The sequence below is a fragment of the Pantoea stewartii subsp. stewartii genome (assembly GCF_008801695.1).
Lineage (GTDB): Bacteria > Pseudomonadota > Gammaproteobacteria > Enterobacterales > Enterobacteriaceae > Pantoea > Pantoea stewartii.
Genome location: NZ_VZPF01000110.1, coordinates 1 through 11,510 on the forward strand (window position 1 = coordinate 1; position 11,510 = coordinate 11,510).

General features: G+C 52.6%; 14 protein-coding genes and 1 pseudogene. 11 read left to right on the forward strand and 4 right to left on the reverse strand.

Annotated elements, in window-relative coordinates:
* Positions 1 to 174, reverse strand: a pseudogene (locus F7Q90_RS22860) (IS630 family transposase); the annotation flags it as partial.
* A gap of 359 nt (positions 175 to 533) precedes the next feature.
* On the opposite strand from F7Q90_RS22860, the gene F7Q90_RS22865 reads away from it, so the two are divergent.
* Positions 534 to 746 carry a helix-turn-helix transcriptional regulator gene (locus F7Q90_RS22865; RefSeq protein WP_071988772.1) on the forward strand — a complete coding sequence of 71 codons (213 nt, stop codon included), beginning with the start codon at positions 534 to 536 and terminating at the stop codon, positions 744 to 746.
* A gap of 49 nt (positions 747 to 795) precedes the next feature.
* Here F7Q90_RS22865 and F7Q90_RS22870 read toward each other — a convergent pair whose 3' ends face one another.
* Positions 796 to 975 carry a hypothetical protein gene (locus F7Q90_RS22870; RefSeq protein ID WP_014071213.1) on the reverse strand — a complete coding sequence of 60 codons (180 nt, stop codon included), beginning with the start codon at positions 973 to 975 and terminating at the stop codon, positions 796 to 798.
* A gap of 131 nt (positions 976 to 1,106) precedes the next feature.
* Between F7Q90_RS22870 and F7Q90_RS22875 the strand changes: the two genes are divergently transcribed.
* From F7Q90_RS22875 to F7Q90_RS22905, 7 genes are all read left to right on the forward strand, one after another.
* On the forward strand, positions 1,107 to 1,283 hold the full coding sequence (locus F7Q90_RS22875; protein ID WP_006120337.1) for a host cell division inhibitor Icd-like protein: 177 nt from the start codon (positions 1,107 to 1,109) through the stop codon (positions 1,281 to 1,283).
* Complete coding sequence (locus F7Q90_RS22880; RefSeq protein WP_006120336.1) at positions 1,276 to 1,635, forward strand: hypothetical protein; 360 nt, start codon at positions 1,276 to 1,278, stop codon at positions 1,633 to 1,635. Before F7Q90_RS22875 ends, F7Q90_RS22880 begins: the two co-directional genes overlap by 8 nt.
* A 31-nt stretch (positions 1,636 to 1,666) precedes the next feature.
* Complete coding sequence (locus F7Q90_RS22885) at positions 1,667 to 1,951, forward strand: hypothetical protein (RefSeq protein ID WP_006120335.1); 285 nt, start codon at positions 1,667 to 1,669, stop codon at positions 1,949 to 1,951.
* A complete protein-coding gene (locus F7Q90_RS22890) occupies positions 1,948 to 2,331 on the forward strand; it encodes a DUF5375 family protein (RefSeq protein WP_006120334.1) in 384 nt (127 codons plus the stop codon). Before F7Q90_RS22885 ends, F7Q90_RS22890 begins: the two co-directional genes overlap by 4 nt.
* A complete protein-coding gene (locus F7Q90_RS22895; RefSeq protein ID WP_006120333.1) occupies positions 2,328 to 5,000 on the forward strand; it encodes a TOPRIM and DUF927 domain-containing protein in 2,673 nt (890 codons plus the stop codon). Before F7Q90_RS22890 ends, F7Q90_RS22895 begins: the two co-directional genes overlap by 4 nt.
* 400 nt (positions 5,001 to 5,400) lie before the next feature.
* Entirely contained in the window at positions 5,401 to 6,162 is a 762-nt protein-coding gene (locus tag F7Q90_RS22900) for a phage polarity suppression protein (protein WP_006120331.1), read from the forward strand.
* Positions 6,162 to 6,434, forward strand: coding sequence for an ogr/Delta-like zinc finger family protein (locus F7Q90_RS22905; protein ID WP_006120330.1), 273 nt, complete (start codon positions 6,162 to 6,164; stop codon positions 6,432 to 6,434). The genes F7Q90_RS22900 and F7Q90_RS22905 overlap by 1 nt, the downstream gene beginning before the upstream one ends.
* A 354-nt stretch (positions 6,435 to 6,788) precedes the next feature.
* On the opposite strand, the gene F7Q90_RS22910 is transcribed toward F7Q90_RS22905, so the two are convergent.
* Positions 6,789 to 7,151 carry a hypothetical protein gene (locus tag F7Q90_RS22910; protein WP_044242354.1) on the reverse strand — a complete coding sequence of 121 codons (363 nt, stop codon included), beginning with the start codon at positions 7,149 to 7,151 and terminating at the stop codon, positions 6,789 to 6,791.
* On the reverse strand, positions 7,085 to 8,209 hold the full coding sequence (locus tag F7Q90_RS22915; protein ID WP_006120326.1) for a phage portal protein: 1,125 nt from the start codon (positions 8,207 to 8,209) through the stop codon (positions 7,085 to 7,087). Before F7Q90_RS22915 ends, F7Q90_RS22910 begins: the two co-directional genes overlap by 67 nt.
* 713 nt (positions 8,210 to 8,922) lie before the next feature.
* On the opposite strand from F7Q90_RS22915, the gene F7Q90_RS22920 reads away from it, so the two are divergent.
* The 3 genes from F7Q90_RS22920 to F7Q90_RS22935 form a co-directional block, all read left to right on the forward strand.
* Positions 8,923 to 10,143, forward strand: coding sequence for a tyrosine-type recombinase/integrase (locus tag F7Q90_RS22920; protein WP_006120325.1), 1,221 nt, complete (start codon positions 8,923 to 8,925; stop codon positions 10,141 to 10,143).
* Positions 10,144 to 10,211: 68 nt separating this feature from the next.
* Entirely contained in the window at positions 10,212 to 10,391 is a 180-nt protein-coding gene (locus tag F7Q90_RS22925) for a hypothetical protein (protein WP_071988771.1), read from the forward strand.
* A 590-nt stretch (positions 10,392 to 10,981) separates the two neighbouring features.
* A partial coding sequence (locus tag F7Q90_RS22935) for a Gp138 family membrane-puncturing spike protein (protein WP_249042832.1) occupies positions 10,982 to 11,510 on the forward strand: 529 nt, incomplete at its 3' end.

Consider the following 11,510-nt stretch of genomic DNA (forward strand, 5'->3'; position numbering starts at 1 on the left):
ACCAATCGATGAGCGGGCACAGCAGAGTGTTCTGGCAACATGACTGACGGTGTCACCACGATGCAGCATCAGCATGGCGGTGAGCCGCCGGGCGTGGTTTTTGTCCTTTGTTTTATGGATAGTTTTCTGCATCAGGCGTCGTTCGGTTCTGGGTATTGGTGCTATGATCGACATTGCTCAGTCCGGCTGGTGATTTGGGATATTCAGCGATTGATCAGATCGCATAAACCGGACTGAGTTCCCTCTAAGTGATCTACTATTCCGAGCAGTTATTTAGGGGTGACGGAAGATATGATGAGATTTTCATCTATTACTCAAATAAAAGATCATCTGAGTAGAAAAACCGTTCATGAAATGGAACTCCCTGAAATCACTGATGATACTTTAGATGACTGGCTTCAAAGAGCAGGTAAAAGGTAGATAATTTTTGATAATTCTGACGAATTTTCAAAAACTCCGCGCATTACTGCAAACCTAAAAGTAGCCTGCATCCGTTCCTTTCATTACGTTAAGTAGGATTGCAGGTGATTCATATGACAAAAAAAAATTACCCCCTGTCAGGCAATGCCAGAGCTAAACACACAGCTGATTTTCTCAACATCAGTTCAGTAACTCTCTGGCGCTGGACAAAAAACAAACCCGGATTTCCCAAGGCAACTCGATTAACCGAAAGAGTAACAATCTACGATGCACAAGAAATTAGGCAGTGGGTTAAGGTTCAGTCAGCGGGAATAAAGGGAATATAATGAAAAATTTAACTAAGTTGGGGAGAAAAAATCCTCCCCAAATAATTAATCAATTTTTTGGCTCTAAGCCTCGACTTTGTAACTCTTTACGAAGAATTCGTTTTATCCAGGCGGCGAGCGATTCATCACCATCCTGCTGCTGTGCCTGTTCCATCAATTCACGCAATTCAGGATCAAGTCGGAACTGGAATGGTGGATTACCACGTCTTTCGCTTTTGTGTGTTGACACGTCAATTACACCCGTTGTAATGTGTTTATGTGTGATGACACATTACATACAAGAAAACAAAATAGCAACGCCCCAGAGTGTTTGCAGCACTACCGAGGCGTCTGACCAATCCGCTGTATGAGGTAACGAAGATGGCTAAACAGAAGTGTACCTGGTTATTTGCGGCGATCAACCGCAGTCAACGCAATGCCCGTCCTGTGATGTTAAGGATCACCGCAGATAACGAGTGGTCAGCGCGGCGCAGACTTGCCCCGGACTATGTGCTGAGCTTTGCCGGTCGTATTCCCTGCGGAGGTGAACATGCGTAATTATCCGCAACCCGGCGAACGCTGGCAGCATGAACGTGGCTGGACCGTAACAATCATCCGATTACTTGAAGCGTCTCCCTCCGTGGCGCTGGTTAATCCTGAATTCAGCAGTGAAGTGCTGATACGTCATGACAGCGACAACCAGCTTTCTTCCTGCCCTCTGGCATGGTTTGAACAGCGGTATACGCGCCTGTTTGATGCGCCGCTCTTTAAATCTTCGCCAGCTCCGGCGGGCGGTAGTGGTTCCGGGCCGCTGACACTGCATCCGTCTGTGGTATTTACCCGCTGGCGGGATCGCAGCATACGGCGTTCTGCTGAACCTGACGACAGCCACTATTCCAGGTTTCTCTGACAAAAAACCGCTGAAAACGGAGTAATCCACGATGAATATTTCAAACGGGCACAACGGTGCTCAGGGCCACACTTTGCCTGAAAAACACAATACCAGTGCTTTTGCCTATGGATTGTCAGAGGACGGTTTCGGAAGGCTGACCCGCGCAAGAAATGCCTGCGACCTGCTCCAGCTTCTCTTTTCTGAATACCCGTCTCAGGTCGGAGCGCTGGATACAGGCTGTGCGCCGGGTGTCGCCGCGCTGATGGAATACCTGCGGGCAGATTTGACGGATATTGCGCACAACTGCGCACTGATTGAAGGAGGTACAAAATGAACCAGCCGCAGGTTTCCATTTTCCCGGCAGAAATGACCACCGCGCTGTACCGGCGGGCTATTGCATCGGCATGGCAGCAGAAAACGCTGAACGAAACCGGCAGCGAGCAGTATGGTCCGCACAGCCTGACGGTTGAGCGTATTGAAATGGCCATTGCCCTGCATATTGAGTGCGCACTGATTAACGAGTACGGCGAAGCACAGGGAGCCGCTGCCGCGCTGGCACTGCTGACTGACATGCTGGAGCCGTCACTGCTGACCGCGCCGCCGGTACTGACCGTGCGCGGCTGTGAAGTGATGGCGGAGCTGTACCGCACGCTTCCGGCGGCCTTTGATGACTTCTGCAGCACGGGTGTGGCGCTGTATCAGGGGGAAGTATGACAACACAGACGGTTACGCAGATTTCAGCCGCAGCGCGGGGGAAATGGCCCGTTATTCTGCAGATGCTGCGTATTGATGTACCTGAAAACGGCAGGCATGGTCCCTGCCCGAAATGTGGGGGCAAGGATCGTTTTCGCCTCGATGACCTTGACGGGCGCGGGACGTGGATTTGCAGCCAGTGCGGCAATGGTGACGGTCTGGATCTGGTTAAGCTCATGACCGGCTACGGCGTCAGAAAGGCAGCGCAGGAGGTGGCGCAGGTGCTTAATGTGCCGGATGTGCAGGAACTGCCCGTTAAGCCCGCCAGGCAAAAAGCCCCTAAACGCGACATGAGCCTTACCGTGGCGGCGCTGATGAAAGAGAGCCACACGGGAGAAAGCCCCTATCTGACCGGGAAAGGGTTTGCCGGATACCCGGCCTCCCTGACCGGGAGCGTGCAGCATATCAGCGGCAAGGATTTTCCTGCCGGTTCCCTGCTATTACCGCTCACCACCAATGCCGGAGCCGTGACCGGTGCGCAGCTTATCGCCCCGACGGGTGAAAAAAGCATACTGCCCGGCAGCACGATGAAAGGCGCGTTTGTGGCGCTCAGCCCGTTACCGCCTGAACCGCCGGTACAGGTGGTGATTACCGAAGGTTACGCCACGGCGCTGACGGTAAGCCAGCTCACCGCCGGATGCGTAGTGGCTGCCATATCTGCGGGCAACCTGCCCAACGTGGCGCTGTCGCTGCGGGCACGCTGGCCTGAGGTAAAAATTATCATCGCCGGTGATAACGATTTTCAGGACGGGGGCGAAAACCCCGGCAGATCCTTTGCTGAACGGGCGGCAAAAGCCGTTGGCGGCTGGATGACGCTGCCACCGGGAGAGATTAAGGCTGACTGGAATGATTTCCATCGGGAGCACGGTATTACCCGCGCCCGTGAAGCCTTTCGTAACGGTCTGGTGCTGTGTGGGGAAGGCCGCACGCAGCTGCCGCACGGATTCCGTCTTACCCAGGAATATCTCTGGTATGAAAAACAGGTACAGCGCAACGGTGAGACGGAGATCCAGAACGTCAAAATATGCAACCCGCTGCGCGTGACGGCAATCACCTGCGATGCCGATGGCGGTAACTTTGGGCGACTGCTGGAGTGGGAAGATACGTGGGGAGAGCGCCGCCGCTGGGCGATGCCAATGGAAATGCTGAGCGGCAGCGGTGAGGAGCTGCGCCGGGTACTGCTGGTTAACGGGCTGTCCTATATCAGCACCACCGGCGAGGCCCGCGCCCGCCTGATGGAATATATCTCGCTGTGTAAACCGGAACGCCGCGTGACCTGCGTCAGCCGCACCGGCTGGCATGGTCAGGTTTACGTTCTGCAGGATGAGGTCAGCGGTGAAGGTGCAGAGGGGGTCATTCTCCAGACCACTTCCGTGCAGGGTCGCGATTTCCGCGTGTCGGGCACAACGGAGGAATGGCGGGAGCACGTATCCCGCTACTGCACCGGCAACTCCCGCGTGGCGTTTGCCGTCAGTCTGGCCTTTGCTGCACCCCTGTTACGGCTGGTTGGTATGGATGGCGGCGGCTACCACCTCAAGGGGGAATCGACGGACGGTAAGACCACCACCATGAAAGCGGCAACCTCCGTCTGCGGCGGGCCTGACTACTGGCAGACGTGGCGGGCAACCGGCAACGCACTGGAGGGATGCGCCAGCCGCCGCAACGATGCCGCCATGATGCTCGACGAGATCCGGGAGGTGGACGGACGCGAGGCGGGCAATATTGCCTACATGCTGGCAAACGGTCAGGGCAAGGGCCGGGCCGGTACGGACGGTGAGCTGCGCACCCGTAAGCAGTGGCGGCTGCTCTTCTTTTCAACCGGCGAGCTGTCACTGACCGAACATGCGGCAAAAGCCGGGGAGCGTACCTTTGCCGGGATGGAAGTCAGGATGATCCAGATCCCCAGCGATTCCGGGAAGTTTGGCGTATTTGAGGAGCTGCACGGCTTCGACAGCGGCAAGGCTCTGGCGGAGCATCTGGAGTGGGCCACGTCCAGTTACTACGGTTCGCCGTTCCGGGAGTGGCTGAAAGCCCTGACCGCTGATCTTAACGGGCTGACGGCACAGGCAAAGTCACTGATGAAGGAATATACCGCCGCCCTGACCCCGAAAGATGCGGGCAATCAGGTGGGCCGGGCTGTGAACCGCTTTGCACTGGTGGCGATGGCGGGCGAGCTGGCAACCCGTCTGGGTATCACCGGCTGGCCTGAGGGGGAAGCGCTGCGGGCAACCCGCGTCTGCCTGAACGCATGGCTGAAAGATCGCGGGCACACCGCCAATCAGGAAGATATTGCCGCACTGGAGCAGGTACGCAGTTTCTTTACTGCGAATCAGTACAGCCGCTTTGCTGACTGGCACGACGAGCGCAACCGCCCCGGTAATATGGTGGGCTGGCGCAGGGTGGAGAAAGGCAGTACCGCGCAGGGCACGGAAGCTGTCACCACGTTCTACGTCATGCCGTCCGGCTGGAAAGAAATCTGCCGGGGATTTGACCCGCGCAAGGTGGCGCGTCTGTGCGCGGATCGTGGATATCTGCTGCCCTCCACCGATGGCAAGCTGCAGACAAACATTCGCCCGCCAGAGATGAATCCCCGCAGGCTCTATGTCTTCAACAGCGAGGTGCCGGGTTAAGGCTTTGCGTGAGTCTTATTTATTAAGGGTAACAGGTGAAACAGGTGGAACAACCGTATTTTACAAGGGCTGAACCTGTTCCACCTTCTGAAATAGTGAGGTGGAACAGGTGGAACGTCAGCCAACCCGCTGTTCCACCTTGTTACCCGCGATGTTCCACCTGTGCTGTACCTATAAATGCTTTACAAAACAAATCTGTAACACCTGTTCCACCTGTTCCACCGCATCGGGGACATAAAGCAGGCTGAAACAGAGGCGTTTTTATCTGGCTGGCTGTCATAGCCGCGTCTGAATAGCCGCAGAGGCCCGTTGTGCCAGCCACCACACACTGAGCACCGGTAGTGCGCTTGTGTCAGCCACGACACAATTGACGTAACGAACCAACCCGACAGGAGAAGTCATGAACAACACCGCAGAGAATACCAACCTTTCCACTTTTCCGGCTGTCACGCAGCGGGCACTGGAAACTCTGAACACTGCCAGAAACGCATGGCTTGAAGCACGTCGTCAGCAGAAAGCGGCAGCGGATAATATTTCAACTATCCGCCAGCGCTGCGCTGAAATGGAAGTCACGACGAACGCCCTGAATGAGGAGTGGCGCACGCTGTTTCGTGAAAGTCAGGGCGTAGTCTCAAAGGAAATGAAAAAACTGCGTACGGAAATTGCGCTGGGGCGTGAAACGCTTGAGGATTTTGATGAGCTACTGGCGGCTCAGGAATGCGAAAATGCACTTTTGCCGCAGGAGACTGCGGAATTAGCCGGAAAGTATATCCACGCGCACGACACCCTTGTGGGTATTCGCGCAAAGCAAATCTGGGAAGACTTCATGCAGTCGCATGGTAAGGCATTAATCCAGACACTGAGCCTGCTCAAAACCACAATGGGCCGGGAAGCCAGTGCCGTTGTGGGGGTGGTGAATTCAGTTAATGACCCGAACACAGTACTGAAAGACTTTATTCACAAACATATTACCAAACCGGCTCTTACTAACGATGCGATGCCGGAACAGGATCCGGTGTTTAAACTGGCGGGAGTTGCGCCGGATTATGCGGCTCGTGTCGATTTAAGCAAAAGCCCGTCACCGGCGGCCCTTCACAAAATGAAGATCCGTCAGGAACGTGAAGAGCTGCAGAAACGTAATCGCGATATGGAGGGTATCTGATGGCACTGAAATGTCCTTTTTGCCAGGCCATTTCACATGGTCGTTCCAGCCAGTACGAGGCTCCATCGGTAAAGCGGACCTACTACCAGTGCCAGAATCTGGAATGTTCAAGCACTTTTACTGCGCTTGAATCAGTGGATACGATCATTACTCGCCCGCAGCAAGAAGGGAAAACGCAGACAGTGCAGGAAGGCACAGACAAGAAGGTGCAAACCCTGAATCGCTATGGCTCTGCATCCAGGCTATCCAGCCGTCAGCAAATCCCGGTCTGATGAGTAAAACTTCCCACATACGCCCGGCTTAGCGCCGGGTTTTTTTACGCCTTTTTCCTGGCTGGCCCGAGAGCGCATGAGTGCATGTCTATGGCGCATGAAAACGCATGAGTCTCATGCGCTATTTTTTACGCGAAAGCCCTTGTGCGGCGACTCCTGAGGCGATTTACGGGGTGCATGAAAACCATTCTGTTAAGCGAAGCGGGCAGGCGTGGGGGGCAGCGCGCGCAGAGGGGGGAAATGGCAACCTGAGCGGCGCATGTGCCGGGGCATGATTCATGCCATAAATAAAGCGAACGCCCCGCAGAATGCTGCTGAGGCGCTCAGGCAATGGTTAACGGGATACCTGCTGGCTCAGCAGTTGGTGAAATCCCCGGAATGATGGTGAAACTGCGATGTGCCGTTGCATCCCGCGCACACTGAACCTGTATTACGGATAACACGTATCGCTCTGTCATCCCATAATTCCACCATGCCGCTGTCTTTAACGTTCGTCACCATCAGGTCCGGCAGTTCATTGGCTCTCAGCCAGGCTTTAACCTGCTTCACTCCGGCACGCGAACCAGCCCGGACGGTAAAAATTCGTACATCAATATCATCCTTGCGCCATTTGCGGACCCTTTCCGCCATGCCGGGGATGGCATCACCTATTAGCGCCCCGCTCTCTGGTGGATACACCGCCAGCGTGCCATCCAGATCAACGCCGATCCATCCCATACATACCCCCTGTTGTTATCAGCACTTTCATCAAGTTGTAAAGGATAAGGCTCGAAGCAGATCACTTCTTCGCCCAGCCAGGTATTCAGCTCCTGCAGTCGCTTCTGCAGCGGCATCAGTTCGTTGCGGACAAAAACACGGCTGGCCTTTTCCACATCGCCAAAGCCGCCGGTGTTGCTGGGGATGATACCCATCATCTGCGGCGGCACGCGGTGCGCTGCCATCATGTCATCACGGCTCACGTTCTTGATGTTCAGAAACTCATCTTTCGCCGCCACCTCTGACAGCGGGATGATCTGGATGCCGTCCTTTTTGCCATTGGGTGAGTACATAAACAGATTGCGGAAGTTGCCCGGCCCTTTGGCGCTTTTCATTGCCTTGCGGATGTTGTTCACATCCTCCTGATTCTGCGCCGCGTCGGTCATGTACATGATGAAGCCCGCATGGCTGCCGTTGATGTAATACTTCCGGCGGAACAGCGTTGCGGACTCGTTGAGCAGGGTTGACGGAATGGCGGAGAGGTAGCCGGGCAGCCCATAAATTTCCTGGTTAATATCCGGTTCCATCAGGTGAAAAATATTGCCTCTGGTGAACTCATAAGGCTGCGTTGTCAGACCATAGTTAACAAACCAGTAGGATTCCAGGTCAACGCCGCGCCGTGTGTACTTCGCCAGCGCTGGCTCCAGTGTGAGGACACCGCCCAGCCGGTTAGTACGCTTTTCCAGATAGGCATTACCAAACACCAGATAATCCTGAACGAAACGGGCAAAAGACTGCTGACTGAGCAGGCGGTGAGGGATGTAGGTACTGCTGAGAATGTCACGCTTAACGGCAATGGGTGAACTGTGATGCACGGCTGCTCGCCAGGTACGTGCCAGCCCTGCAAAACTCACCGGCGGCTCATACCAGCGATCCATCTGCACGCATTCCACATAGTCCAGCAGTTCGCGCCGGTCCAGTACGGGAATGGGATCGCCAAAGGTGAAGCATTCCGCAGAGGACTGCGGCTCTGTCACTGCAGTGACCTCAGGGACGGAAATTTTGTCCGGGTTATCCATATTCTTTCTCGCTGTGAGCAATTCTTGAGGGATCAGGTGTGTCATGAACAGCACAACGATATTTGCTTGACGGCCTGATTGCTGCGGGCGGGTATTGTGTCAAATTCGATACAATAAAGAGTTTTATGAATGAAAATACGTCATGTCACATGGGCGATGGTATACACGGTTAAACCCGGTTATAGCGCTGGATGGTGAGTGATTTAAAGCCATTATGGTATACATAAAGTGAAAAAAATACTTTAGGGTGTATCCCCCTGACTTCCAGAGCTGGCGCTGGTTTGCGAGCAGCATTGTATAATGCGTGGGTGTGATAACTTTTTTGATCATTTTTCAGCCTAATAGCAGATTTGCCAGTCCCCTGTCCCGCCGTTCTTTCATTCATCTATTCGTTATTGGAACTGACAAAATAGGCCGATCTCTATGGTCTTAATGAGACATTTTTATCGACTGATGGTATCCATGATGGTATCGAAAAAATACATATGAAAATAATCATTAAAAAACATAACAATAAACACATTTTCGATTCCTGCAGGGACACTTTATTCACTTCTCACACCGTCTTGCAAAGTATACTTTTCCCTTTAAAATCATAAAAATAACCACCAACAAACTATCCCAACGTCTACTAACATCTATTGCAATCAACTCTAATCAGGGGGTACATTTGGGGGTATAAGCTGTTCGGTCTACTGGAGATACCCCCAAAAGTGAAACTTAATGCGAGACAGGTTGATACTGCTAAAGGGCGTGAAAAGCCTTACAAGCTGTCTGATGGTGGTGGCTTATATCTTTTGGTAAACCCAAATGGCTCTCGTTATTGGCGGCTAAAATATCGCATCGATGGCAAGGAAAAGTTGTTGGCCATTGGCGTATATCCCGATGTTAGTTTGGCAGATGCACGCGAGCAGCGGGAACAGGCTAAAAAGGGTATGACTCGCGGGGTTGATCCAAACGTGGCCAGGCGGGAGGAACGTCAACAGCGCATGATGCAGAGCCAGAACTCCTTTCAGGATATCGCTCTTGAATGGCACGCCAGCAGGATTAAACGATGGTCGTCTGAGTTGTACGCCACATCCATAATGGATTCTTTCAAAAAAGACGTGTTCCCTTTTATTGGCCGGACCCCTGTTGCCGAAGTTAAGCCCCTCGATCTGCTAAATCTACTGAAAGTGGTCGAAAGCCGCGGCGCAACGGAGAAAGCAAAAAAGGTGCGCCAGCGATGCGGTGAAGTTTTTCGCTATGCGATAGTCACTGGCCGCGCCCAATATAATCCGGCACCGGACCTTACCAGAGCCATGCTGGGGCATGAGGCAAAGCATTACCCATTCTTGCCTGCCGCTGAATTACCCGCGTTCTTCTATGCACTTTCTCAGTACTCAGGTAGCCAACTGGTGGTTATGGCTGCACGCCTGCTAATTCTGACCGGCGTCCGAACTGGTGAGCTACGTGCCGCAGCATGGACTGAAATTGATGAGGATAGTGCTCAGTGGGAAATACCAGCCGAACGAATGAAGATGCGTCGCCCACACATCGTGCCACTCTCAAGCCAGGCTTTACAGCTTATCAGTCAGATCCGCGAGATTACCGGAAAGTATCCGCTACTTTTCCCTGGGCGAAATGACCCGCAAAAAACCATGAGCGAGGCCAGTATTAACCAGGTGTTTAAACGTATTGGCTATCATGGCAAGGTTACCGGGCACGGTTTCAGGCACACAATGAGCACTATCCTGCATGAGCAGGGTTATAACAGTGCCTGGATAGAAATCCAATTGGCCCACGTCGATAAAAACTCCATTCGCGGCACCTATAATCATGCTCAGTATCTCGACCGCAGACGGGTAATGTTGCAGTGGTATGCCGATTACATGGAATCGCTGGAAAACGGCGACAACGTTGTTGTGCATGGTACGTTTGGGCACACCTCGTAGCTGTATGGATAGACAGTCCTTGTAGACTACAGTAGACTTCATTAGACAATTAATGAAGGTGAAGAGTCATGCGTGAAAACATTTTAAATATGCCACATCACCTTAAGCGCCAACGCGTTGTATCCGCTGAACAAGCAGCAATGGCAATGGCTGGAGTTTATCATCTGCTCCGCCTCTCAGAATTCGACAGAGAAAAGAATCAAGAAACCTATAACATTATTTTTTCCTATTTAAATAGGCTTTGTTGAATAATAGGTAATCATTCTGTTTTGTCTGCACTGTTTTGGTAGAAAACGCTGATGCCAGACAGAACACCGTCATACGCAAGCATGTAATGCATTGATTTTATGTTATCTGAAACAACCGTTTTCATAGTACCACAGCATAAAATCCATTTATTCAACAAAGCCATTATTTGTTTGAATTAACCTTGTAAACCGTAATAGACGTTATGAGGTAAATATGTCGCAGTCATTTATTCGATTATCAGAAGTCCAGCGTCGAACAGGATATAGCAAGGCCACTTTGGGTGAAATGTCTAAAATCAATGGACAACGAGTCACGTCCCAAAAAATAACTGAATTGGGAAAAGATAGTTTGCGGGTTGAGATGACTCTCATGCCAGCCAGAGACGGCAACAATTACGGATTTGAGTATGTGCATCCGGATGGCAGTAACAACCGTTTTTTGAACGTTGAGCTCATCCGCACAAACATGGATCAGCCGCGCGTTATAGGTTCATTCCCATGCCAGCGCATAGCTGGCTGAGAGGTTTACTATGTCGATATTACGGCCGGTTGACTCATTGGAGGCTTTTGATTCCTGCGTTGGCCTGGCGATGCAGAAAACACGTGTTGCTTACCCTGGCATTATCCGTTCATTCGATCCGGAAACCGTCAGCTGTGAGGTCGATGTTGGCGTTATGGGAGCAATACCGATTATTCCCGAAAACAGCACATCAATCGATCGACTCAATTATGATGCCCAGCAGTTCCCAATGCTGCTCGATGCACCTGTGGTGTTTCCCCGCGGCGGCGGTTGCACCCTAACCTTTCCAGTTAAGCCAGGTGACGAATGCCTTGTGATTATCAGCAGTCGGGATCTCGATTTTTGGTGGCAGAACGGCGGCGTTCAGAACTCAAACAGCGGCCGAAATCACGATTTCAGTGATGCGTTTGTCATACCGGGTCCACAGTCACAGGCAAAGAAAATCAGCAATATCAGCCCAACCGCCGCACAACTTCGCACAGACGATGGTGCCGCATTTGTAGAAGTAGCTGCCGGGCACGACATCACCATCCAGACCCCGGGTAAACTCACTGCCAGTGCTAATGGTGGAACCGAAATTACGTCACCGGAAATCGTGT